The organism is Hydrogenophaga sp., assembly GCF_051860785.1.
Classification (GTDB): Bacteria; Pseudomonadota; Gammaproteobacteria; order Burkholderiales; family Burkholderiaceae_C; genus Hydrogenophaga.
Window position 1 is genome coordinate 119,757 of the sequence record NZ_JBIMLB010000012.1, and the last position, 21,989, is coordinate 141,745.

Consider the following 21,989-nt stretch of genomic DNA (forward strand, 5'->3'; position numbering starts at 1 on the left):
TCAATCTCCGTGGCCACCGGGGGCGGCCGACTCACCCAACATACCCAGGGCCTGGCCCACGAACACCAGCGCGCTCAGGCCCGCCAGCGCCGTCATGCCCCATAGCACCCAGGCTGTGGGCAGCCCGAGGATGGCCGACGCATCGCCGTATTCCGCCGAGCGCAGCGCCTGACGCCCACAACACAAGGCCACGATGCCGAACAGGGCCGCGCCCACACCACCCGCCAGCACACGCTGCGCCACCCGCGTGGCGCGCGGCACCGGAATCAGGTCGACCACGATGTGGCCACCGCGCCGCGCCAGCACGGGGTAGAAGACAAAGACCATCACGGCAAGCAACACCTCGGCCAGTTCCGTTCCCCACAGCAGCGGGCTGTTGAAGAGGTTGCGCCCCAGCACATCAACAAACACGATGGCCATCAGCGCCAGCAGGCTCAGGGTGCCCAGGTACGTCAGAGCGCGCTCGATGCGGCCCGGTGTTGCTTGAACCATGCGTTTACTTTCCGGCGGCCACGTCGGCGCGCAGCTGGTCCAGCAGCTTCTGCGGATCGGCCACGCCCTTTTTCTTCGCCTTCTCGATCCAGTCTTTCTCGACCGGCGCGATCACCTTCTTCATCTCGGCGACCAGTGCGGGCGGGGCGATCTCCACGCTTTTGCCGGCGGCCTTCAGGCCGTCGAACGCGGCGCGGTCGCCCTTGGCATAGGCGGCACCGATCTTGGCCGCGAACACGTCGCCGCTGATCTTCGTGATCGCTTCGCGGTCGACGGCACTGATCGAGTTCCACTTGGCTTCGTTGATGCCGAACACCAGCACGGTGTTGTAGATCGCGCCCGGCACGATGGTCGAGTAAGGCACCAGGTCGTTGAGCTTGAAGGCAGGGATGGACTCGGGCGGCATCAGCGTGCCATCGAGCACCCCGGAGGACATCAGCTCGTAGGTTTCGCTCACGGGCTTGCTCACTGGCACCGCGCCCAGCAGCGACAGCGCCTGCGTGGCGCTGGGCTGCGGGCTGCGCAACTTCAGACCCTTGAAATCGGCGATGCTGCGCAGCGGGCGCTTGTTGTTGAAGATCTGGCCTGGCGACACGACGTACACCGACAGTGGATGCACACCCTTGAACTCGCCGTAGCTGGCGAGGTGCTTGCGGAAGAAGCGGTCGGCAATCGGTGCAAGCACTTCGGGGTTGTCGCTCACGAAGGGCATCTGCAGCGCTTCAAGGATGTCGAAGCGGTTGGGTGTGTAGCCCGGAATGAAGACCACGAGATCGGCCTGTCCATCGCGCGCCACATCGAACTGCGCGGGCAGCGTGCCCACCACTTTGGGCAAGGTGTCGATCTTCACGCGGCCGGCCGTGACCTTCTCAACCTCGGTGATCCATGGCTCGATCACCTCGACGCGCATGGCCTGGCCTGCGGGCAGCCAGTTGGAGTACTTCACAACGGTGGTCTGGGCCATGGCGGGTGCGCCAGCGGCGAAGGCACTGGCAAGAGCCAGGGCTGCGGTGAGCCTGTGGAGGGATATGCGCATGCTTGTCTCCTGGGTTGGGTTGACGGGAATGATCATCGGATGGCAGACCGTATAATAGACCGACGGGACGGTTTAACAAAGAACGGTGTCTGGAAAATATCTAGGGATTTCCCCTTACGTCCTCGTGCGTGGCAGATTTCGCACACACCCCACCCGTTACAAAACCGACTCATATGGTGGTTTTTGCCGCAACCGATCCACATGGGAGAGGCGCAAAAGCCCGCCACCGCCGGCACATGGACGGCGGCGGCCAGCTCAGGCTGTCACCCGAAGCGCGTGTGCAGTGCTATCTGTAGCCCGGCGGATGGTCACCGCCGTCAAAGCCGTTGAGAAACAGCTCCGTCATCCGATCGGCCAACTCATGCGGCGTCATGCCACCCTTCTTGCGGAACCAGGTGGCTGTCGAAATCATCGAGCCGTAGAGGAACAGGGCGTAGGCCGCCCGCTCACGGCGGCGCCGCATGAGAGGTGGATTGATCTCCCTCAGGAGTTCCACCACGAAGTCCAGCGCCTGCGCCTGCGCCAGTTTGATCTCCTGCTGCTGCAGCGTCGGGAGAAATTTCAGGTCATGGGTCAACACCATGTGCTCATGCCGCTTGTCGATGGCACGCTTCACCATCGCGCGAACAAACTGCGTCAACCGCTCCTTCGGCGCCCCCGGCCCGCGCGCGATCGCCTCCAGCTCACGCACCGCGCTCATGATGTGCTCGCTGATCATCACGTACAGCAGGTCTTCCTTGCGGGGGAAGTAGTGGTAGAGGGCCGACTTGGACGTGTTGCATGCCGCCGCAACGTCCTGCAGCCGGGCGCTTTCGAAACCCGCGCTGGCGAAAAGGACGGCTGCTTCCTCCAGGATCTTTTGGCGTTTGTCGTCGTGGTTGCTTGCAAGCGATCTGGCCATCGTGTTCCGCTCAGGTATTGAGCTGGGTATTCTGACGCAACTACCGCGCAGCCAGACCTCGATCGACCATCCCGCCATACTGGGCCTGCGTGATACCCAGAATCTCCGACAGCACCTCGGCGGTGTGTTGTCCCAACGTCGGGGCCACGCCCACCGGCACCCGCTCCAAGCCCGAGAAATTCAGTGGCAGCCCCGCCGCCAGGTACTTCCCGGCACCCGGCTGATCGATCAGACCGAACATGGGATTGGCCACTGAGCAGGCTTCGTCCTGCGTCACCAGCTCCGCGAGCGTCTGGTACCTGCCCCAACAGGCCCCCTGCTTCGTCAACGACGCAGCGACTTCCACATAAGTGTGGCGAGCCATCCAGCCCTCCACCATCGCACCCAGCTCCTTGCGCGCCCTGAAGCGGTCACCTTCCAGGTTCAGGTCCAGTCCCAGGCGTTCACCCAGCGCACTGACGGCCTCGTTCAGGCCCATGGCATCGCACAGGGCCTGCCATTGCTTGAGGGTCAGGCCGACAACGATCACGCGCTCGCCGTCCGCTGTCTTGAAGTCGCGGCCGAAAGCGCCGAACAGCTCGTTGCCGTGGCGTTCGCGTTGCTGGCCGAGCTGGGCTTCGGCGATCAGGCCCAGGTGGCTCACAGCCGCCAGCGCCACGTCCTCGAGCGCGAGCTTCACATGCTGGCCCTGACCGGTCTTCAGGCGGTGACGTTCGGCCGCCAGCAGGCCAACCGCCACCATCTGGCCCGTGATGAGGTCCCAGGCGGGCAACACGTGATTGACGGCCTCGTTGGTGGCTGCACCGCGTTCGTCGCCCGTGATGTACGGGATGCCGACGCGTGAGTTGATGGTGTAATCCACCGCCGAGCCGCCGTGCCGGTCACCCTGTACGGTGAGCTGGATGAGGTCTTCGCGCCGTGCTCTGAGCTTGTCATGGTCGAGCCAGCCGCGCGGCGGGAAATTGGTCAGGAACAGGCCGGCGTCCTCGCCCGGTGCGGTGATCAGCGCCATCGCCAGTTCGCGCCCTTCGGCCGAGGCCAGGTCCAGCGCCACGGAACGCTTGGATTTGTTCAGACCGCACCAGAACAGGCTGGTGTTGTCCGCCGTCACGGGCCAGCGGCGGTGGTCGAGCCCACCGCCGAGCGGGTCGATGCGGATCACGTCCGCGCCCATCTGCGCCAGCGTCATGCCGCCCAGCGGCGCGGCCACGAAGGCGGATGCCTCGATCACGCGCATGCCTGACAGGATGCCTTTGCTCATGCCGTCATTCTCCCGCCTGCTGGACACCCATGGCGCGCTCCATCAGGCTGCGCGCGATCACCTTGAGCGCGAGCGTCTCCTCAGCGCCCTCGAAAATCGAGAGCACGCGCGCATCCACGAAGTAGCGGCTTACGGGGGTCTCTTCTGCGTAGCCCATGCCACCGTGCAATTGCAGGGCTTCGCGGGTGATGATTTCGGCCGAGCGGCAGGCCAGCAGCTTGACCAGGCTGGCCTCCATGCGGCCATTGCCGCTGTCGACGATGCCGGCCACGGTGTACGCGAGGCGCCGGCACGCGGCGTGGCGCGCGGCCATGCGCGCGATCTTGGCCTGCGTGAGGGCCAGGTCGGCGAGCGGCGCGCCGAACACCTTGCGGTCCTGTGTGTAGCGCACCGCGGCGCGCAGCGCTGCGCGCATGACGCCACAGGCGCGGGCGGATGTCTGCATGCGCCCACCGACCATGCCGGCCAGCGTGTAGTAGAAGCCCTTGCCCAGTCCCGCTTCGCCACCGACCACGTTCGCGTCGGGCACAAAGTAGTCCTGGAAGGCCAGATCGAAGGAGTGCATGCCGCGGTAGCCGATGGTGGGGATGGCGCGGCCGCTGAGCTTGCCGCCACCGTCCTGCACCACCTCGAATTCGTGCGTGTCGAAGGACGGTTTCTCGGCCAGCAACACGGACAGACCCTTGTGGCCCAGCGAGCGGTCAGGGTCGGTGCGCGTCACCACCATCAGCACGCTGGCCTTGCCCGCAAAGGTGCACCAGGTCTTGGCACCGTTGAGTACCCAGCCACCGGGCACGCGTGTGCCCTTGAGCACGCACGCCGCGAGGTCGGAGCCGTAGTCGGGCTCGGTCATGGCGATGGCGCACAGCGAATCGCCGGAGGCCAGGCGCGGCAGCCAGTGGTGCTTCTGTTCGTCGGTGCCGCCCGCCAGCAGCGCGCGGGTAAGAATTTCGGGGCGCGTGATCAAACTGCCGGCAGCGGCCAGCGAACCTTCGGACAAGGCCTCGGTGACCACCACCATCAGCAGCGTGTCGTCGTGGTCGTTGGGGGCGCTGCCGCCATGTTCTTCGGGAATGGCCAGGCCGAACACGCCCATCTCGCGCATGGGCTGCAACAGGGATTCGGGCACGGTGAGATCGTGGCGGTGAATGGCCTCGGCTTGCGGCGCGACGACCTCCTGCGCGAAGCGGCGGAAGGCGTCCTGTGCCATGGCGTGCTGCTCGTCCAGCGCCACCTCGCCCACGATGCCTTGCGCGTCGATCACGCCGCGGCCCGCGGCCCGCAGGGCCTCGCTGCCGCCCGCGGCCTGGCGCAGCGCGCGCCACGCGGGCAGAGTGCGCAGCGCATCGACAGCGGCCGGGTCCTGCCCGGTATCGGCCAGCATCACGTCCAGGCGATCAAGCAGCGCCACCACCGCGTCCACGGTGAAGACCAGCGCCAGGCGCGCGTCCAGCGGAACGCTGGCCGGTGTGAGCGCGGCGATGGCGGTCTCGGCAGCCAGCAACTCCGCACCGGCCCAGGCCATCTCGAAGCTGGCCACCTGCTGCTCGTCCAGGCGCTTGGCGTTCAGGCGCCCGCCTTCCTGGCAGCGTTGCGCGAGCGCCAGCACGCTGGCATCGAACAGAGCGCGCACACGCGCCAGAACGGCAGACGCATTCGCGAGTTCTTGTTGCATGGGTTCGGCCATGTCGGACATCAAGCCACCTTGCCCACGCCAAGCACGCTCAGGGCCATGTGCGCGGCTTCGCGGCCCGTGTCCACGCAGGCCTGCGTGCCACCACCGCCGTAGTCTTTCACCGCGTCGCCCACGTTCCACAGGTTGGGCAGCGGCGTTTCCTGCGGCATGTCGTAGCCGGCGCAGGAGCGCTGGGCGGGCCACTCGTCGCGCATCACGCGGATGGAGAGGATCTTTGCCTCGGCGAACCCCGGGAACTCGTTGCGCAAATCCTGCAGGCCCAGCTCGGTTTCGGCCTTCTCGTCAAAATCGCTCAGCGCGGGCTTGGGCACCACGTAGGCCACGTACAGGTACCAGCCGGCCGGTGCCATCTCGGGGCAGGTGGCCGTGAGTTCGCCCAGGTTGCACAGACGCTCGGTGTTGGCGAAGGTGATGAGGCCGGGCTGGTCGATCAGACGCTGTTGCGTGGCGAAGTTGACCACGATGTTCGCGGCCGGGCGCAGCACCTTGCGCGCCTTCGCCACGTAAGCCTCGCCCAGGGCGTCCTCACCCGCGAGTTTGATGGTGGCCGACGGGCCGACGTTGCTGATCACCACGCGCGCGTCGATGCGCTGCGTAACGCCGTTGCGCACCACATCCACCCCGGTCGCGCGACCATCGGCCACGTGGATCTTGCTCACCGGCGTGTCGAGCCAGATCTCGCCGCCCTTGGCGCGGATGCCGGCGCCCAGGTCGTTCCACAGACCGAGGGTGCCGCGCGGGCAGAAGCCGAAGCGCTTGAAGGCGCCCTTGAAAGCGAAGTAGGTGAGGAAGGCGCGCGCGGGCAGCTCGTCCGCGTTGGCGGCCCAGATGGCGGCGCAGAAGTTGCGGAACAGGCGGTGCACCGTTGCGTTCTTGGTGAACTTCTTCAGCCAGTCCTCGGTGCTCAGCGTTTCCTCGGGCAGCTCGGCGTTGCCCTTGCGCACATCGCCGAAGCTCGCACCGATCTTCGCGGCGGCCTTGGTCAGCCCACCGAGGATGAGGTTCCAGCCGCCGCCCTTGCTGGGGTCGATGATCTTGCCGTCGATGCGGAACACGGTGGCGGGCTGCGGCTCGCGCACGTCCAGTGGCACCCCCAGCAGGTCGAAGGTCTGTTCGAAACCGCTGCCGCGCTCGATCGCGATGGCGCCGCGGTTGACGATGAAGCCGTCGATCTCTTCGCTGGACGCGCGACCACCGAGGCGATCCAGCGATTCCACCAGCAGCACCTTGCGCCCGGCGGCCACCAGGTGGGCCGCAGCGCTCATGCCACCGGCGCCGGCACCGATGACGATCGCGTCGTAGTGGGTTTGGGTCATCTTGTCTCCTGTTGCGTTCTGTTGAATGGGTTGGGCTCAGCGCCAGCGCAGTTGCGCCGTCATGCCGATGGCACCGCTCGGGTCGGCCGTCCAGAGCGCGGCGCCGCCGTCATCGGGGCGGCCACACAGACGCAGTGCATCGGTGTCAAAGGCGGGCCGCTGTGCACGGAAGCTGAAGTGCGCCACGGCCGCATCGGCTTTCTCGCGCGCGGCCAGGTCGAGCAGCAACGTGGCCAGCAGCGGGCCGTGCACGACCAGCCCGGGATAGAACTCCACCTGCGTGGCGTAGTCGCGGTCGTAGTGGATGCGGTGTCCGTTGTAGGTGAGCGCGGAGTAGCGGAACAGCAGGGGGGTGTCAGGCAACAGTTCGCGCGACCATTCGGCCGCCGTGGGCGCGGTCTCGCCCGGCGGCAGCGGCGCAGGTGCGGCAGGCGCCTCGCGGTAGACGATGTGCTGCAGCTCGCTGATGCAGGCACGGTCGTCCTGTGCCAGCTCGTGCGCCACCGTCACGAACACCAGCGCGCCGGCCTTGCCCTGCTTGAGGTCCACGCTGCGCACGGTGGATGTCTTTCGCGCGCTGCGACCCAGGCGCAGCGGCCGGTGCAGCGTGAGTTCGCCCGCGGCCCACATGCGGCGCGGCAACGGGACCGGCGGCAGGAAGCCACCGCGCTTCGGATGGCCATCCACGCCGGTGCCGGCGCGGCTCGGTGCTTCCAGGAAATAGAGCCAGTGCCACAGCAACGGCAGCGCGTCGCCCTCGCCGGGCGCATCGGTGCGATCGAGCAGACCCGCCAGGGCACGCGCCGCAAACGGCTCCAGGTGCTGCTCCTGCGTCGCCGAGCGGCCCACCCACTGCCGCAGGTGGTCGAGGTCGATGGTGACGCCGTCGCTCATCGCACGGCCTCCGGCACGACCAGCGCCTGCCCCAGCGCAACACGGCGCACCAGCCAGGGGCTGGGGCGGTAGCGTGGGTCGCCGGTGGCGTCCTGCTGGGCGCGCAGGATCGCCAGGATGCGTGCAGGCCCGATGAGGTCTCCCCAGGCCAGTGGCCCGTGTGGATAGCCCAGGCCCAGCTTCACCGCGTCCTCGAGATCGGCCACGCTGGCGATGCCGCGCTGGGCGATGTTGGCGGCGATGTTGACGATGGTCGCCATCACACGCTGCGCGATGAAGCCGCCCGAGTCGTTGATCACCGTCACCGCCACGCCATCGCTGGCGAGCAGGCCGTGCGCGGCGTCGCGGACGGCCACCGCCGTCACCGAGGTGAGCATCAGCGTGCGGCGCAGCCCAAACGGCGTGAGCGGGTCCATGGCCACCGTCCTGGCCGGGTCCAGGCCGAGCTGGAGCGCGGTGGTGGTAGCGTCCATGCCCCATGGCTGCACGATGCAAAGATCGGCATCCGCATCCTGCGGGACCAGCACCAGGCCCCCACCGGTGGCCAGGGCCTTCAGCCCTTCGGCATGCTCGGCCTGCGGGTCCACCCACACGCGCAAGCCTGCGGGCAGCGCCGGCACCGGGCGTGCCGCTGGTCTTTGCTGTTGGCCAGCGTCGTAGCGGTACCAGCCCTCGCCGCTCTTGCGTCCGAACAGGCCGGCCGCCACACGCGGTGGCACCAGCGCGGAAGGACGAAAGCGCGGCTCCTGCTGGAACTGTTCGTAGATGGAGGCCATCACCCGGGACGACACGTCCAGGCCAGTGAGGTCGAGCAGTTCGAACGGGCCCATGCGAAAGCCCATGCCCTCGCGCAGCACGTCGTCCACGTCGGCGGGCGTGGCCACCTGCTCTTCGACCACGCGCAGGCCTTCGGTGTAGAGGCCGCGGCCCGCGTGGTTCACCAGGAAACCGGGCTGGTCGGCCGTCACCACCGCGCGGTGGCCCGCGCCCTCGGTCAGGGTCTGCAGCAAACGGACGGTGGCGGGCTCGGTGCGAACGGCCGCAATGACCTCGGCGACCTTCATCAAAGGCACCGGGTTGAAGAAGTGCAGGCCGGCCACGCGCCCCGGCCTCGCACAGCCTGCAGCGATCTCGGACACCGTGAGCGAAGACGTGTTGGTGGCCAGCACGGCTTCCTCGCTCAGGATGGCCTCCAGGCTGCGGAACAGCTCGCGCTTGACGCCCAGGTCTTCGACGATCGCTTCGATCACGACGCCACAACCGGCCAACGCCGGCAGGTCCGGGGCCACGCTGATATTGGAGCGAATGCGGTTGAAGGCGTCGGCAGCCAGCCGGCCCTTCTCCACGTTGCGCTGAAGCATGCCCACGACATGTTGCACCGCCGCTTCGGCCGCACCAGCCTGCGCGTCGAAGCAGCGCACGGCATGACCGGCTTGCGCGAACAGCTGCACGATGCCGCGCCCCATGGTGCCGGCGCCCACGACGCCGATGGTGATCTTCTCCGCCATGCTCAGGATCCCTTGAATTCGGGCTTGCGTTTGTCCAGGAAGGCGCGCATGCCTTCGGTCTTGTCGGCGGTGTCGAACAGCAGCAGGAACTCGCGGTTCTCCAGCGCCAGCGCAGCGTCCAGCGGCAGGTCGGCACCCTGGCGCAAGGTGCGCCGCGTGGCCGCCACGGCCTTGGGCGGCATGCGAGCCACTTTCTTCGCCAGCTCCATCGCGCGCAGCAGCGTCTGGCCAGGATCCGCCAGGTCGGCCACCAGGCCCAGCTGGAACGCACGCGTGCCGGTGATCTGCTCGCCCGCGAGCAGCATCAGGCCCGCCACCTGCTTGCCCAGGCTGCGCACCAGCCGCTGCGTGCCACCAGCGCCCGGCATGATGCCCACGGCCAGCTCCGGTTGTCCGAATCGTGCGCTCTCGTCGGCCACGATGAAATCGCACATCAGCGCGAGTTCGCAGCCCGCACCGAGCGCGAAGCCGCTGACCGCCGCAATGACGGGCTTGCCGCAGTTCGCCACCGGCGCCCAGTACTGGCCGAGATCGATGTCGGCGACGTCCTGCGCCCCTTTGTCGACCAGCAGGTTGAGGTCGGCACCGGCGGCGAAGACCGTCTCGCTGCCGGTGATGACCAGGACACGGACGCTCCCATCGCGGGCGAGCTCCTCCACGGCAGCGGCAATCGCGGCGCGCATGGTCAGGTCCAGCGCATTCCTTTTTTCGGGCCGGTTCAGGGTCACCAGGCCCACCGCACCTTCGCGGCGCACCAGCACCGGGGGCGGGGTTGTCTCGGTCGTCATCGGGCACCTCCCGGTCGAACGAAGTCAGGGGCGCGCTTTTCGCGAAACGCCGCAAAGCCTTCCCGGAAGTCGTCGCCGAGCAGGCAGACGGCCTGGTCCGTTTCCTCGCGCGCCAGTTCTTCCGCCAGGGAACCGGAGACGTTGTTGAGGCGCTGCTTCATGCGGCTGTAGGCGGCCTGGGGCAGGCGCGCCAGTTCGGAGGCCTTGCGCACGGCAGCGCCCATGACGTCGTCGTCCGCCACCAGTTCATCGAGCAGGCCGATGCGCAGGGCTTCGTCGCCGCCCACGGCCTCGCCGCGGGTGAGGATGCGGCGGGCATTGCCGATGCCGACCTTGCGCGGCAGCGTGAGCAGTTGGCCCCAGTCGGGCGCCAGGCCCAGGCGCAGGAAGGGAAACATCACGCGCGTGCCCGGACCGCCCACCACATGGTCCCCCAGCAACGCCAGGCCGACCACGGCGCCCGCCGCGATGCCTTCCATGGCGCTGACCACCGGGAACCGCGCGCCGGCCACCAGCTGGCAGAGGACGTGGATGTGCTGCATCCTGGCGCGCGCCTGCGCCTCGTCCAGGCCTTGCATGCTGTCCACGTCACCGCCGGCCGAGAAAATCCCGCCCACGCCGCCGAGCACCAGGGCGCGCGTCGATGTGTCGTCCAGCAGTTGGCGCAGGTGCACGGTCATCTGCTCGCGCACGTCGAAGTCGATCGCGTTGCGCTTCTGCGGACGGTTGATGAGCAGCCGCGCCACGTGCGGTGACGGCTGGTCGAGCAGGACGACAGGCTCCGTCACGCTCAGACCCCTTCCAGGCCGACGATGGAGATCGAGCACACGTTCTGCGAGGGTTGACCACCGAGGTTGTGGATCAGCCCGGTCTTCGGGTCCGCGAGCTGGCGCGGGCCGGCGCGGCCCTGCAGTTGCAGGTAGATCTCGTAGAGCATGCGGATGCCGCTGGCGCCCACCGGGTGGCCGAAGCACTTGAGGCCGCCGTCGATCTGGCAGGGCACCTCACCATCGGCGTCGAACACGCCATCGAGCACGTCGCGCACCGCCTGGCCTTCGCCGGACAGACCCAGGTCTTCCATGGTCACCAGTTCGGTGATGGAGAAGCAGTCATGCACTTCGGTCATGCTGAGTTCCTTGCGCGGATCGCGGATACCGGCTTCCCTGTACGCATTCTTCGCGGCGACGCGCGCGGTGTGCACGTAGCTGCCATCCCATTCGCTGGACTGGAGTTCCCAGCCATTGGATACGGCCAGTTGCAGCGCCTTGAAAGTGACCAGATCGGTCTTGCCGAGCGCACGCGCGATCTCGGGCGTGGTGACGATCACCGCCGCTGCCCCATCGGACACGCCGCAGCAATCGAACAGCCCCAGCGGCGCCGCGATGGTGGGCGCCTTCATGCATTGCTCTTCGGTGATCGGCTTCTGCAGGTGGGCCTTGGGGTTTTTGGCACCGTTGGCGTGGCTCTTGATCGACACGTGCGAGATGGCGCGCTTGAGCAGCGCGGCGTCGATGCCGTGTTTGGTGCGGTAAGCGCTCGCCAGTTGTGCAAAGTTGGCCGGTGCCACCGCGTTCGGGTACCACTGGGGAATGTAGGTGCCGACCTGCGCCATCGGCAGCCCGCCGTAGCCGGTGTCCTTGAGTTTCTCCACGCCGAGCGCCAGCGCGATGTCGCAGGCGCCAGCGGCCACGGCGTACACCGCAGCGCGCGTGGCTTCGGAGCCACCGGCGCAAAAATTCTCCACCCGGGTGACGCCGATGTTGGGCAGGCGCAGCGCGATGCTCATCGGCGTGCCGCCGCGCCCCGTTCCCACATCGTCCATGTGGGTGGAATACCAGGCCGCGTCGAGTTGCTCCGGCGAGATGCCCGCGTCGGCCATGGCCTCGTTGTAGGCCTCCAGCATGAGGTCTTCGGGACTGGCGTCCCAGCGCTCACCGAACTTGCTGCAACCCATCCCGAGGATGGCGACCTTGTCCTTGATGCCCGTGGCCATGCTGGTTCCTTTCAAGCGTTGGTGGAAGCGGCACGCACCGGCGTGGCTTTCCAGAAATAGCGGGTGAAACCCCGGCGCTCGTCCACGTCCTTGACGCGGAACACCATCTCCATCACCGTGCCGGAATCGACCTCGCCGACATCGAGGTCGGTGAAGTCCATCAGGATGCGGCCACCACCATCGAAGTCGATCTGGCCGTAGTGGTGCGGTGGTGCCGGGTGGTAGGAGAGGTACTCCGCCGACCACGAGAGGATGCGCGCCTGACGATCGGCGAGCTTGTGGGGTTTCTGCGTGTCCTGCAAGGGCTTGCCCTGGTCGTACGACAGGCGCGACGGCGGGAAATGCACGCTGCCGGTCACTTCGCAGCGACCTGCCACCAGCCCCATCAGCGCCTCGCGGTGGCGCCAGGCGGTGGACAGCGCGGTCTTCTTGTCCTGCTCACCACGCATCCCGCGCTCCAGCTGAAGCTGGCCCTTGAAGGCGAGGAACTTGGTGTAGCTGCGTTCCTCGACGCCGCGCGCGAGCCACTGGCCCACGCCGCGCACCGGCTGGAACGAGCCAATGGCCTCGGTGACGCGAAACACCAGCGCCTGCGCGCCGCTGCCGAACTGCGCCACCACGATCACCTGGCCAGGCTGCGCGCGCTCGAGCACATGCGCAAGCATGAGAAGACCGTGCGGCAGACCGCTGTCGCCCACGCGGTCGAGCAAGGCGTCGGCCACCGCTTCGGCGCGCACGCCACAGGTCTTCGCGAGCTGCGCATCCATCTTGGCGAAGCTGGACGGAAAGATGAAGTGATCGACCTGCGCGGCAGTGACCTGGGCCTGAGCCAACGCCGCGGCAATGGCGCAGGGCATCAGCTTGCCGATGCCCTCGTCGCGCACCCATCGCTCTTCCCAGTGGTAGTCCACCTCCTCGCCACTGGCGCGGAAGTGGTCCACGAAATCCACGGAGAGTGTGCTGGAGCCCAGGTACTCGGCCAGCACCTTGTCCTGGCCGATCAGCAGCGCGGCGGCGGCGTCGCCATACTCCAGCTCCTGCTGGCTGGCCGCGCGCGTCCTGCGGTCATCGGCGGCGAGAACGAGCACGTCGCCCGAACCCGACTGCACGCGCGCCACGGCCTGCGCCACGGCCGAGAGCGCCGCGCGCTGCGAGCCGCCCATGTCGATGGCCTCGATGTCTTCGGCCAGCGTAAGGGCGCCGGCCACGACGCCTGCGTTGAGCCTCTCGGCGAAGGGCAGCGTGTCCGACGCCAGGAACACGGCGCGGACATGCTGCCGGTCTTCAGCCGGACCCAGGCAGTCCCGCGCGGCGGCCACAGCCATGGTGATGCTGTCTTCGTCCCAGTTGGTCATGCTGCGCGTGCCCTTGCGGCCCGCGAAGCCGGGGGTGTACCACGCGTTGGCCTGTGCCACGGCTTGCCGCGACAGTCGCAGGCGCGGCAGGTAGCCGCCGAATCCCGTGATTCCGATCATGGAGGTCTCTCTCAGGTGGATGCGGCGTCGAACTGCGCCGCAAGAAACTGGCCGCCGGCCTCCAGCGCCTCGCGCGCCTCGGGAAGTTCGGCGGGAAATTGCTGGAAGACGTGAATCATTCCGGGCCAGACCTGGAGCTCGGCCCGTGCGCCGGCCAAGCGCGCCTTGACCACGAAGTCTTCCGAGTCGCTGACCACGGTTTCCCGCTCGCCCACCTGCAGCAGCATCGGCGGCAGTGCGCCCAGTTGCGCTGGCGAGGCCAGCAGCGGGGAGACCATGGGGTCTTTCGCGTCGCCTTCAGTGCCCAGGTAGTTCCGGGCCATCGCGACGATCATGGGACGCTGATGAATGGGGTCGAGGGCGGCCCGCGTCTCGTAGCTGGAGCCCGACACGGTGAGGTCGGTCCAGGCGGACAAGCCCCAGCAAGCCACGGGCAACGACTCGCCCCGGGCCTGCAAGGCCAGCAGCAGGGACAGTGCCAGTCCACCACCGGCGGAGTCGCCCGCCACGGCCACCTGCGAAGGCCGCATGCCCTGGGCCAGCAGCCACCGCCAGGCGGCCAGGGCGTCTTCCAGGGCTGCGGGGTACCAATGCTCCGGCGCGAGCCGGTAGTCCACCCCCAGCACGCGGGCCTGCGCGGCACTGGAGATGCAGGCCATGAGCTCCGCGTGCGAAGCGAGCGAGCCCACCTGGAATCCCCCGCCATGGAAATAGACCACGACGCGGTTTTCGCGAGCGCCCGGTGCGCAGATCCACTGGCACGGCACGCTGTTCGCATCCACCGGCTCGACGAGCGCATCGGCGCGCGAGCTGAAGAGCGCGTCCCAGTCGGCGCGCATCTGCGCCACCGGGGTGTCACGGCGCCAGCGGCGATAGGTCTGGCCAACGCGCTCGACGATGGCTTGCACGGCCGGGTTCATGCCCCACACCCCATGCCACCGGACACGCCCAGCACTTCGCCGGTGACGAAGCCCGCCGCTTCCGACGCAAGGAACGCCACGGCCGCCGCCACTTCGTCGGGTGTGCCCAGGCGCCCGGCCAGCGTGGCACCGGTCATGGCCTCCATGATCTTCTCGCCCGCGTGCTCCACCGCCTTGCGCAGCAGCGGCGTGTCGATCGGGCCGGGGGCGACCACATTGGCCGTGATGCCCTTGCGGCCGTTCTCGCGCGCGATGGAGCGAGTGAACGCAATGACCCCGCCCTTGGCAGCCGCGTAGACCGAGCCACCCCGCGAACCCAGGCGACCGGCTTCGGACGCCACGTTGACGATGCGACCGTAGCCCGCCGCCTGCATGGCGGGCAGCACCGCGTGGGTGGTGTTCAGCACCGACTCCAGGTTCACCGCCAGCAGGCGGTGCCAGTCGGCGGGGGTGGTCTTGGTGAAGAAGGCATGCTGGTCCACGCCCGCGCTGTTGACCAGGATGTGGAAGGGGCCGTGTTCGCGCACGACGGCCTGCACGCGATCGAAATCGACCACGTCGAGCTGCACGCTGGTCGCGCCGATCTCGGCGGCCAGGCGTGCGGCGGCGTCACCCTGCAGATCGGCAATGAGCACACTCGCGCCGTCGGCGGCCAGGCGCCGTGCGATGGCCGCGCCGATGCCACTGGCACCGCCCGTGACGATGGCGCGCCGTCCCGCCAGGGGGCTTGCTGCGGTCGCGCTCATCACCGGCCCACGAAGCGCGGTGCGCGCTTCTCGATCACGGCCGAGAGGCCCTCGCGCGCATCGGCCATGCCGCTGAGCACGGCCTGGGTCTGGTTCTCTTCGGGCATCACGGCTTCCACGCCCTGGCCAATGCCGCTCCACAGCAGGCGTTTGGTGTTGGCCAGCGCGGCCGGTGCACCTGCGGCCAGCTGGCGCGCCAGGGCCAGCGCCTCCTCGGCCAGGCGGTCGTCGGGAACCACGCGGGTGATGAGACCCATCTCTTTGGCCTCGGATGCCGTGATCACGGGGTTGAGCATCAGGATTTCGGTGGCGCGGCGCAGGCCGACGAGCTGGGTGAGCGTGACCGACACCCCCGCGTCCGGCACCATGGCCACGCGCGTGGCGCCGGCCAGGAACCTGGCGGACTCGGCCGCCATGACGAAATCGGACGAACACACCAGCCCCATGCCGCCACCGCCGGCCGCAAAGCCGTGCACCGCCGACACCACCGGCGGATTCAGCCGCATCAGACCCGCCGCGACCAGTTGCAGGTACGAGGTGGCCACGCGGATGTAGTGCGGCAGGTCTTCGCCCTTGGAGAGGAAGGTGTGCACATCACCCCCCGCACAGAAGTTCTTGCCCTCGCCGGTGATCAGCACGGCGCGCACGCGGGCATGGCCATGCACCTGCATGACCACCTCGTGCAGCGCCTTGAGCAGTTCGATGTTCAGGCCGTTGGCCGACTCGGGACGGTTCAGGCGGATGTGCGCCACGCCATCGGCGTGGATCTCGAGCAGCGCCGGCCCTTCGGCGATCAGCACCTCGGGTGCGGCGTTGGGGGAAGAAGGGTTCATGGCGTGTGCCTCAGATCAGGAAGGCCATGGAGTGCAGGGCCGTGTGGTTGTTGACCAGCATCACCTTCTTGAAGGCGATGCGCAAGCCACTGCCTTCACGGCGCAGCGTGTATTCGTTGCGCGATGCCCAGACCACGTCGCCGCGCGTGCGCGATTCGAACACCATGGCGTTGGCCGCCACGCGCAGTTCAGTGCCCTCGTCGGACAGAATCTCCACGTTGGACACCAGGCGGCGCAGGCGCGACTGCGGCGTCTGGCTGAAGCGCTTGCCGGTGTGGTACTGGCGGATGCGCAGGGCGATGCGCGAGCGGTTGTCGTAGAGGATCGACATCTTCTGCTCCGGATCGATGTCGTCGCCGTTGGCGGGCACCCAGTAGACGCCGTCGTCGGTCCACAGGCTTTCCCATTCGTCGTACTGGTGCTCGTCCTGCAGCCGCGCTTCGCGGTAGATGAACTGCGTGACGTCCTGGAGCGTTTCCCGTTGTTCGGGTGTCATGGCCATCAGTCGGCCTCCATCATCGATTTGTAATGGCGCCAGATGCCACGGGTCGGGACCTCGTCGGTGTTGTCGCCAATCAGGAAGCCGTTTTCGTCGCGCCGCTCGCGGTGCTTGCCGCGGCCGAGGTACAGCCATTCGGGGTTGCGCATCTGCACGCCCATCTGCGTGCGCTCGTACATCTCGGCATCGTCGGCCAGCAGGAAGCCGGCCGGGCCCACCGAGCCCATGGTCTGCTGGCGCAGGCGGCGGTTGAGGTCGGGAGCGCCCTTGAACTGCAGGGCGGTCACGTGCTGCACCGTTTCGTCCACCCCGAGCGGCTGGATCACGAAGATCTGGATCTCCGCGATGAACAGGTTGGGGAAGATCATGATGTGCGGCGTGCCGTCGATCATGACCTGGCGGGCCTTCTCCTGGCCATGCGCCGCGTTCATCTTCTCCACGTAGTCAGGCAGCTTGTCGGCTGTGGTGCCGAACCAGGACATCGGCACGTCGCGCTTGCGGAACTCCGGGCGCAGGTCGTTCTCTGTGTGCCCGTTGCCGAAGTCGCGCGAGACCGCGGTAGATTCGGCGCTGTAGAGCGTACCGATGCCACTTTGTGCCACCTCGAAGATGGACGCGTGGACGAACGAAGGGTGGTAGCCATCGGTTTCGTTCTCCACCAGGAACTTCCAGTTGGCCTTGACCTTGTGCTTGAGGAAGCCGGCGGTGATCTCGACCTCGCCTTCGGGCGAGGTGTCGCACAGCGCATCGATGGCACCCGCGGCCGCACCCAGGTGTTCTCCGAGGGTGGGCCCCTCTGCCGCCATGGACCCGAAGATGAAGCCTCGGTAGTTGCCCACGCGCGCCACACGGCCCAGGCCCAGCTCGCGACGATCGACGCCCTCATAGCCCGAGGGGAAGGGATAGCCCTTGAGGTCCCCATCGTTCGCAAAGGTCCAGCCGTGGTAAGGGCAGGTGAACGAACGGGCGTTGCCCTGCTCGCTCATGCACACGCGGTTGCCACGGTGCGCGCAGCGGTTGTGCAGCAGGTGGATGGTGCCCGTCTTGTCGCGCGTCATGATCACCGGCTCGGGGCCGATGGACTTCATCACGTAGTCGTTGGCGTTGGGTATCTCGCTTTCGTGGCCCACGTAGACCCAGGTTCGAAACCAGATCTTGCGCAGTTCTTCCTGGTAGATCACGGGGTCCGTGTAAAGCGAGCCATGGACCTGATCGGTCCGCACGAGGTGGTCCCAGGCGGGCGCCGACGAGGACCTCGAAGGCGCGATCGAGATGGTGGCGCTGTGTTCCAAATGCTGTCTCCCGAAAGGGTTGTTGGAGCGAATCGTTGGTGCAATAATAGTCCGACGGGACGGACTATGTCAACGTATTCTGCCGTCTCGTGCATCAAAGAAAGTACATCGCATGCCCACCGTCGTCTTCATCGATCACGCCGGCGCCACCTACCAGGTCCAGGCGCCGCTCAACAAAAGCCTGATGCAGGTCGCGCTCGACAACGCCGTCCCCGGCATCCTGGGCGATTGCGGGGGGTCGTGCAGTTGCGCCACCTGCCATGGCTACGTGGACCAGCCCTGGGCAGCGGCGTTGCCGGCCCGCTCGGAGACCGAGGTGTTCATGCTGGAAGGCGTGCCGGAACTGCGCGAGAACAGCCGGCTGTGCTGCCAGATCCGCATGACACCCGAGCTCGACGGCGTGGTGGTGCATCTGCCACAAGAGCAGGTGTGATGCCGCCGCCGGTCGTTCGGGATCAGTCGGCGTAGGCCATCAGGCATTCCTGCGTGAGGGTCGCCAGCGACCGGCCCTGCACATCGTGCACCGCGCCCATGGAGAGGCTGCGGCCGCTGGCACCAGCCGGGCTCACGCAGTCCACGTGGAGCCACTGATCGACGCGCAACGGCCGGTGCAGCCAGATCGCGTGGTTCAGGCTGGAGATGTAGAGCCGGCGCTCACCCAGGTCTCGCAGGTGCAGACCCAGCGAGCTGAAATTGAGCCACCAGTCTGATAGGTAGGCGAACACCGCCGCATGAATGCGCGTGTCCTCCGGCACGGGGCGCGCTGCACGCATCCAGAAGCGGAAGCGCCCGTTCATGGTATCGGGCGCGAGTTGTCGACCGGCATCCGGGATGCGGAATTCGATGCTGGGCTTGCGGTCTTCGGAGTAGCCGCCCAGGCGCCGGATGCCTCGCATCAGAGCGGGGTCGACCTCGTCGAGCGTGGCCAGGTCCTCGGGTCGTTCCCCCACCGGCGCCGTGCTGGGCTGGCCGTGGGTGGGCGACTCCATCGGCAGGGCGCAGGTGACCTGCGCATCGAGCACCAGACGGCCGTTGTCCTGTCTGCCGCGCACGTGCCTTGAACTGAACCGCTTGCCTTCCTGCAGTTCCGTGACCTGCAGGTCCACGGTGTCCTGCGGCATCGCGCCTTGCAGGAAGAGGAATTGCATCATGGTGGGCTCGCGCCCCGCGGGCACGTCCATCAAGCCCGCCATCATGGCCTGTCCGAGGAGCTGGCCACCGTAGGAACGACCGTTGAGGTTGGCGTCGCCATGGCGCGTGCGCCAGAGGCCCGGCGCCACCGCGTCCAGGGCCAGCAGTTGAGGGATGTCGAGTTCGTTCCAGGGCGTGCTTGGCATGCATCACCCTTGCTGAGTGGAACGGCGATGGCCCGCCGTTCGAGGCTCGATCCCGGGCTTGAGCCGCCAGTCGGGACCGAACTCGGTCAATGTGTGCGTGGGCATGGTGTCTTCATGCTCGATGTGGCGCAGGCGCGCCTCATACGCATCCAGGTAGTCCTTGCGCTTGTCGACGTCCGTGTACTGGATCGACCAGCCCACGAAGGGCTCCAGCACCTGCAGTCCGCTGTAGCCGAAAGTGCCATGGTGAAGGTGCCAGAGGATCACATCGCGCTGACCCAGCAGCCCGTCGGACTCCATCATCTCGGGAAAGCACCCCGTGGTGAGAGCCAGCATGGCCTTGCGCCCCTTGAGACCGCCCTGATCGAAGCGCATGCCACCGGCGCCATAGACGGTGCCATTGACGAACACGCGATCAATCCAGCCTTTGAGGATGGCGGGCACCGAGAACCACCAGAGCGGGAACTGAAGGATCAGCAGATCGCAGGCCAGCAGCTTGTCCAGCTCGGTCTGGATGTCCGGCGAAAACGTGTTCCGTTGCGACGACAGTTTCTGTTCCCGGTCGTACTGCAAGGCATCCGGAAAGCGTCGCTGCGTGAAATCGTCACCGGTGGCCACGGGGTTGAAACCCATGGCGTACAGGTCGGAAACCACCACCTCGTGCCCGCAATCCATGAGGGTCGCGACCGAGCGATCCAGCAGCGCGCGTCCGAACGAGAGGGGCTCGGGATGGGCATAGACAATCAGGATTTTCATCGCACTCCGTTCTTGGGTCAGGTCCTTATAATAATCCGTCCTGACGGTTTATTTATGGAAAATTCCGCCACCTCTGCACGCACCTTCCTCTTTCTGCCAGCCGACCGGCTGGAACGGCTGGCCAAGGCCCTGGCATGCGGCGCGCACATGGTGGTTCTCGACCTGGAAGACGCCGTGGCACCGGCGGCCAAGGCGCAGGCCCGCGCGGCACTGGACGGGCACTGGCAGCAGCTGGACGAGGCCACGCGCGCACGCATCGCCATTCGCATCAACGCAGCAAGCAGCCCGTGGCACGCCGACGATGTGGCCTGGCTCTCGCGACAAATGCCCGCCGGCCCGGGCGCCGTGATGCTGGCCAAGACGGAGTCGGGCGCGCAGCTTGATGCGCTGGCGCTTCAGACCGGTGACACCGCTCTGCTGGCGCTGGTGGAGTCGGCCGAAGGACTGGCCGCGCTGGACACCATTGCGCGCGCTCCGGCCGTGACGCGCCTGGTCTTCGGCCATCTCGATTTCCAGGGTGATCTCGGCATGCAATGCGATGCGGAGGAGCGCGAGCTCGACGCCGTGCGACTCGCATTCGTTTCCGCCTCGCGGCGCGCCGGCCTGCCCGGCCCCGTGGACGGTGTGACGGTCGACCTCCACGATCCGGACCGCCTGGCGCAGGATGCCCAGCGGAGCCGGCGGTTCGGTTTCACGGGCAAGCTGTGCATCCATCCAAGCCAGGTCGACCCGGTGAACGTGGCACTGGGTCCGACCTCTGCCCAGGTCGACTGGGCGCGGCGCGTGCTGGCGGCCGCGAGCGCACAGCGGGCCGGCGCGTTCCAGTTCGAAGGCGCCATGGTGGATGCGCCCGTGCTCGCACGCGCCCGCAGCTATCTGCAAGTTGCCTCTTGAATCGGCTCTTTGAAGATGCCCCGCCCCAGGGCCAACACCGCTAGGCCTATCGCGCCTGGTATGCACCCACCTTCGGCGGCTCGGGAACTTTGAAGTAGTCATTTGTCGAGTACGCCGCGAGGGCCAAGGCGATGGCGGCCCATATTGCCAAAGAGAACTGAGCCCCATGCTTCACCAGCTCAAACTTTTCTGGAGAATGATGTTCGGGTAAATGAAGAAAAACTCGAACCACCACCAGAGAGGGGTACAACGCCCCACAGGACTGCCAGGACGAGCAGATTGCTCTCACCGCGACGTAGGATTCAAACTCACGAATCTGGTGTGAACCAGTCGGCAACCACTGGTTCACGGTCGTCGGCGGCGTCGGGTGTTCCCTGGAGGAACAGAAGTCTTCTCGCGCAATGCAAACCCTTCCAAGAACTGGCAAAAGGTCTGAGCGCCTTCTCCCATATCAACCTCTGGATGGAGCATGCCGATCGGCTCGAACGGGATTTCCTCTTCCAGCTTTACTTCGAAGATTTCACCGGCATCAACAAGTTGCCTGGCGAAGCTGGCAGGCAGGATGGCAAGTAGCTCTTCCTGGCAAAGCATTGCCCAGAACATTGCCGGGACGCTTGTAATGACCTGAGAGGAAGCCGGCATTGCGTCATCGCTTCCAAAGAGGCGATCGAATGCCTCTCGTGCTGCGGTAGATGCAGGCGCAATCAGCCATGTGGCTTGCCTCAGTGCAGCCATTCCAACACGTGATTTGCTCAACAAAGGATGCCCCGACCCTGCAACGACAGCAAAACGGTCCTCGATGAGAGGAACGAATCGCCAGCCTGCAGGCGTCACGGAGGGAGCACGGCAGAAGGAAACATCGATGTCAGAGCGGGAGACAAGGTCGGCCTGTCTGAATGGATCGGCCTCCTGAAGCTGAACGACTATCCCCGGGTGCTTCTTCCGGAACGCCGGCACACTCCTGACCAGGAATCCTGCGATGGCTGCCGTGATTGCTGCCACTCGCACAACGCCAGAACCGTTTCGCGCAACGGCTGCAATTTGCTCGGCGCCATCGTCTATCGCGGCAAGGATTCGTCTTGCGACGGGCAGTAGGGCTTGTCCAGCTGGTGTCAGATTCATGCCGCGAGCATGTCGAAAAAACAGCGGCGTTCCCAGCATCTCCTCAAGGTCTGCCAGCGCATGCGTAACGGCGGGCTGCGTCACGCCAATCGCCTGCGCCGCGCGGGTGACGGTTCCAAACTCAGCGACGCGCATCAGCACTTGAAGATGCCGTATCCGAGCGTGGCTGACCAGCCGATTTCTCAGAACGACAGAACTGGGTGCGCTCATTGCCATTACCAATGATTATT

Annotated in this window: 22 protein-coding genes; 2 read left to right on the top strand and 20 right to left on the bottom strand. The window is 66.8% G+C overall.

Features of this window, described 5'->3' with window-relative positions; genetic code table 11:
- From ACTIF6_RS16520 to ACTIF6_RS16600, 17 genes are all read right to left on the bottom strand, one after another.
- Entirely contained in the window at window positions 1-492 is a 492-nt protein-coding gene (locus ACTIF6_RS16520) for a TRAP transporter small permease (protein ID WP_439589022.1), read from the bottom strand.
- Window positions 493-496: 4 nt separating this feature from the next.
- Window positions 497-1,528, bottom strand: a complete 1,032-nt coding sequence (locus tag ACTIF6_RS16525; RefSeq protein ID WP_439589023.1) for a TRAP transporter substrate-binding protein — start codon at window positions 1,526-1,528, stop codon at window positions 497-499.
- Between the two features lie 286 nt (window positions 1,529-1,814).
- Window positions 1,815-2,429, bottom strand: a complete 615-nt coding sequence (locus ACTIF6_RS16530; RefSeq protein WP_439589024.1) for a TetR/AcrR family transcriptional regulator — start codon at window positions 2,427-2,429, stop codon at window positions 1,815-1,817.
- 40 nt (window positions 2,430-2,469) lie between these two features.
- Complete coding sequence (locus ACTIF6_RS16535) at window positions 2,470-3,690, bottom strand: CoA transferase (RefSeq protein ID WP_439589025.1); 1,221 nt, start codon at window positions 3,688-3,690, stop codon at window positions 2,470-2,472.
- A gap of 4 nt (window positions 3,691-3,694) precedes the next feature.
- Entirely contained in the window at window positions 3,695-5,365 is a 1,671-nt protein-coding gene (locus tag ACTIF6_RS16540; protein ID WP_439589026.1) for an acyl-CoA dehydrogenase family protein, read from the bottom strand.
- Window positions 5,366-5,385: 20 nt separating this feature from the next.
- Window positions 5,386-6,702: a phytoene desaturase family protein gene (locus ACTIF6_RS16545; protein ID WP_439589027.1), complete on the bottom strand. Its 1,317-nt coding sequence runs from the start codon at window positions 6,700-6,702 to the stop codon at window positions 5,386-5,388.
- 36 nt (window positions 6,703-6,738) lie between these two features.
- Entirely contained in the window at window positions 6,739-7,596 is an 858-nt protein-coding gene (locus tag ACTIF6_RS16550) for an FAS1-like dehydratase domain-containing protein (RefSeq protein WP_439589028.1), read from the bottom strand.
- Window positions 7,593-9,104 carry a 3-hydroxyacyl-CoA dehydrogenase gene (locus ACTIF6_RS16555; protein WP_439589029.1) on the bottom strand — a complete coding sequence of 504 codons (1,512 nt, stop codon included), beginning with the start codon at window positions 9,102-9,104 and terminating at the stop codon, window positions 7,593-7,595. Before ACTIF6_RS16555 ends, ACTIF6_RS16550 begins: the two co-directional genes overlap by 4 nt.
- A 2-nt stretch (window positions 9,105-9,106) precedes the next feature.
- Complete coding sequence (locus tag ACTIF6_RS16560) at window positions 9,107-9,892, bottom strand: enoyl-CoA hydratase-related protein (protein WP_439589030.1); 786 nt, start codon at window positions 9,890-9,892, stop codon at window positions 9,107-9,109.
- The gene (locus tag ACTIF6_RS16565) at window positions 9,889-10,680 is read right to left on the bottom strand and encodes an enoyl-CoA hydratase/isomerase family protein (protein ID WP_439589031.1); all 792 of its coding nucleotides are present in this window, start codon (window positions 10,678-10,680) and stop codon (window positions 9,889-9,891) included. The genes ACTIF6_RS16560 and ACTIF6_RS16565 overlap by 4 nt, the downstream gene beginning before the upstream one ends.
- A gap of 2 nt (window positions 10,681-10,682) precedes the next feature.
- Window positions 10,683-11,885: an acetyl-CoA acetyltransferase gene (locus tag ACTIF6_RS16570; RefSeq protein WP_439589032.1), complete on the bottom strand. Its 1,203-nt coding sequence runs from the start codon at window positions 11,883-11,885 to the stop codon at window positions 10,683-10,685.
- A gap of 11 nt (window positions 11,886-11,896) precedes the next feature.
- The gene (locus tag ACTIF6_RS16575) at window positions 11,897-13,360 is read right to left on the bottom strand and encodes a hydroxymethylglutaryl-CoA synthase family protein (RefSeq protein WP_439589033.1); all 1,464 of its coding nucleotides are present in this window, start codon (window positions 13,358-13,360) and stop codon (window positions 11,897-11,899) included.
- Window positions 13,361-13,371: 11 nt separating this feature from the next.
- Window positions 13,372-14,280: an alpha/beta hydrolase gene (locus ACTIF6_RS16580; protein WP_439589034.1), complete on the bottom strand. Its 909-nt coding sequence runs from the start codon at window positions 14,278-14,280 to the stop codon at window positions 13,372-13,374.
- A complete protein-coding gene (locus tag ACTIF6_RS16585) occupies window positions 14,277-15,026 on the bottom strand; it encodes an SDR family NAD(P)-dependent oxidoreductase (protein WP_439589035.1) in 750 nt (249 codons plus the stop codon). The genes ACTIF6_RS16580 and ACTIF6_RS16585 overlap by 4 nt, the downstream gene beginning before the upstream one ends.
- Complete coding sequence (locus ACTIF6_RS16590; RefSeq protein WP_439589036.1) at window positions 15,026-15,859, bottom strand: enoyl-CoA hydratase/isomerase family protein; 834 nt, start codon at window positions 15,857-15,859, stop codon at window positions 15,026-15,028. The genes ACTIF6_RS16585 and ACTIF6_RS16590 overlap by 1 nt, the downstream gene beginning before the upstream one ends.
- A 10-nt stretch (window positions 15,860-15,869) precedes the next feature.
- The gene (locus tag ACTIF6_RS16595; RefSeq protein ID WP_439589037.1) at window positions 15,870-16,361 is read right to left on the bottom strand and encodes an aromatic-ring-hydroxylating dioxygenase subunit beta; all 492 of its coding nucleotides are present in this window, start codon (window positions 16,359-16,361) and stop codon (window positions 15,870-15,872) included.
- Window positions 16,361-17,650 carry an aromatic ring-hydroxylating oxygenase subunit alpha gene (locus ACTIF6_RS16600; protein WP_439589038.1) on the bottom strand — a complete coding sequence of 430 codons (1,290 nt, stop codon included), beginning with the start codon at window positions 17,648-17,650 and terminating at the stop codon, window positions 16,361-16,363. The genes ACTIF6_RS16595 and ACTIF6_RS16600 overlap by 1 nt, the downstream gene beginning before the upstream one ends.
- 112 nt (window positions 17,651-17,762) lie before the next feature.
- On the opposite strand from ACTIF6_RS16600, the gene ACTIF6_RS16605 reads away from it, so the two are divergent.
- On the top strand, window positions 17,763-18,083 hold the full coding sequence (locus ACTIF6_RS16605) for a 2Fe-2S iron-sulfur cluster-binding protein (RefSeq protein WP_439589039.1): 321 nt from the start codon (window positions 17,763-17,765) through the stop codon (window positions 18,081-18,083).
- Between the two features lie 22 nt (window positions 18,084-18,105).
- Here the strand turns inward: ACTIF6_RS16605 and ACTIF6_RS16610 are convergent, their stop codons facing one another.
- Window positions 18,106-18,987, bottom strand: a complete 882-nt coding sequence (locus tag ACTIF6_RS16610) for an acyl-CoA thioesterase (protein ID WP_439589040.1) — start codon at window positions 18,985-18,987, stop codon at window positions 18,106-18,108.
- A gap of 3 nt (window positions 18,988-18,990) precedes the next feature.
- Window positions 18,991-19,743, bottom strand: coding sequence for an NAD(P)H-dependent oxidoreductase (locus tag ACTIF6_RS16615; RefSeq protein ID WP_439589041.1), 753 nt, complete (start codon window positions 19,741-19,743; stop codon window positions 18,991-18,993).
- A gap of 54 nt (window positions 19,744-19,797) precedes the next feature.
- On the opposite strand from ACTIF6_RS16615, the gene ACTIF6_RS16620 reads away from it, so the two are divergent.
- Entirely contained in the window at window positions 19,798-20,637 is an 840-nt protein-coding gene (locus tag ACTIF6_RS16620) for an HpcH/HpaI aldolase/citrate lyase family protein (RefSeq protein WP_439589042.1), read from the top strand.
- Window positions 20,638-20,982: 345 nt separating this feature from the next.
- Here ACTIF6_RS16620 and ACTIF6_RS16625 read toward each other — a convergent pair whose 3' ends face one another.
- On the bottom strand, window positions 20,983-21,969 hold the full coding sequence (locus ACTIF6_RS16625; protein WP_439589043.1) for a LysR family transcriptional regulator: 987 nt from the start codon (window positions 21,967-21,969) through the stop codon (window positions 20,983-20,985).
- Window positions 21,970-21,989: the final 20 nt, after the last annotated feature.

What these genes read in the sequence shown, in the direction of transcription:
- ACTIF6_RS16520 (WP_439589022.1), bottom strand. Translation starts at nt 492, where the DNA reads ATGGTTCAAGCAACACCGGGCCGCATCGAGCGCGCTCTGACGTACCTG.
- ACTIF6_RS16525 (WP_439589023.1), bottom strand. Translation starts at nt 1,528, where the DNA reads ATGCGCATATCCCTCCACAGGCTCACCGCAGCCCTGGCTCTTGCCAGT.
- ACTIF6_RS16530 (WP_439589024.1), bottom strand. Translation starts at nt 2,429, where the DNA reads ATGGCCAGATCGCTTGCAAGCAACCACGACGACAAACGCCAAAAGATC.
- ACTIF6_RS16535 (WP_439589025.1), bottom strand. Translation starts at nt 3,690, where the DNA reads ATGAGCAAAGGCATCCTGTCAGGCATGCGCGTGATCGAGGCATCCGCC.
- ACTIF6_RS16540 (WP_439589026.1), bottom strand. Translation starts at nt 5,365, where the DNA reads ATGCAACAAGAACTCGCGAATGCGTCTGCCGTTCTGGCGCGTGTGCGC.
- ACTIF6_RS16545 (WP_439589027.1), bottom strand. Translation starts at nt 6,702, where the DNA reads ATGACCCAAACCCACTACGACGCGATCGTCATCGGTGCCGGCGCCGGT.
- ACTIF6_RS16550 (WP_439589028.1), bottom strand. Translation starts at nt 7,596, where the DNA reads ATGAGCGACGGCGTCACCATCGACCTCGACCACCTGCGGCAGTGGGTG.
- ACTIF6_RS16555 (WP_439589029.1), bottom strand. Translation starts at nt 9,104, where the DNA reads ATGGCGGAGAAGATCACCATCGGCGTCGTGGGCGCCGGCACCATGGGG.
- ACTIF6_RS16560 (WP_439589030.1), bottom strand. Translation starts at nt 9,892, where the DNA reads ATGACGACCGAGACAACCCCGCCCCCGGTGCTGGTGCGCCGCGAAGGT.
- ACTIF6_RS16570 (WP_439589032.1), bottom strand. Translation starts at nt 11,885, where the DNA reads ATGGCCACGGGCATCAAGGACAAGGTCGCCATCCTCGGGATGGGTTGC.
- ACTIF6_RS16575 (WP_439589033.1), bottom strand. Translation starts at nt 13,360, where the DNA reads ATGATCGGAATCACGGGATTCGGCGGCTACCTGCCGCGCCTGCGACTG.
- ACTIF6_RS16580 (WP_439589034.1), bottom strand. Translation starts at nt 14,280, where the DNA reads ATGAACCCGGCCGTGCAAGCCATCGTCGAGCGCGTTGGCCAGACCTAT.
- ACTIF6_RS16585 (WP_439589035.1), bottom strand. Translation starts at nt 15,026, where the DNA reads ATGAGCGCGACCGCAGCAAGCCCCCTGGCGGGACGGCGCGCCATCGTC.
- ACTIF6_RS16590 (WP_439589036.1), bottom strand. Translation starts at nt 15,859, where the DNA reads ATGAACCCTTCTTCCCCCAACGCCGCACCCGAGGTGCTGATCGCCGAA.
- ACTIF6_RS16595 (WP_439589037.1), bottom strand. Translation starts at nt 16,361, where the DNA reads ATGGCCATGACACCCGAACAACGGGAAACGCTCCAGGACGTCACGCAG.
- ACTIF6_RS16605 (WP_439589039.1), top strand. Translation starts at nt 17,763, where the DNA reads ATGCCCACCGTCGTCTTCATCGATCACGCCGGCGCCACCTACCAGGTC.
- ACTIF6_RS16610 (WP_439589040.1), bottom strand. Translation starts at nt 18,987, where the DNA reads ATGCCAAGCACGCCCTGGAACGAACTCGACATCCCTCAACTGCTGGCC.
- ACTIF6_RS16615 (WP_439589041.1), bottom strand. Translation starts at nt 19,743, where the DNA reads ATGAAAATCCTGATTGTCTATGCCCATCCCGAGCCCCTCTCGTTCGGA.
- ACTIF6_RS16620 (WP_439589042.1), top strand. Translation starts at nt 19,798, where the DNA reads ATGGAAAATTCCGCCACCTCTGCACGCACCTTCCTCTTTCTGCCAGCC.
- ACTIF6_RS16625 (WP_439589043.1), bottom strand. Translation starts at nt 21,969, where the DNA reads ATGAGCGCACCCAGTTCTGTCGTTCTGAGAAATCGGCTGGTCAGCCAC.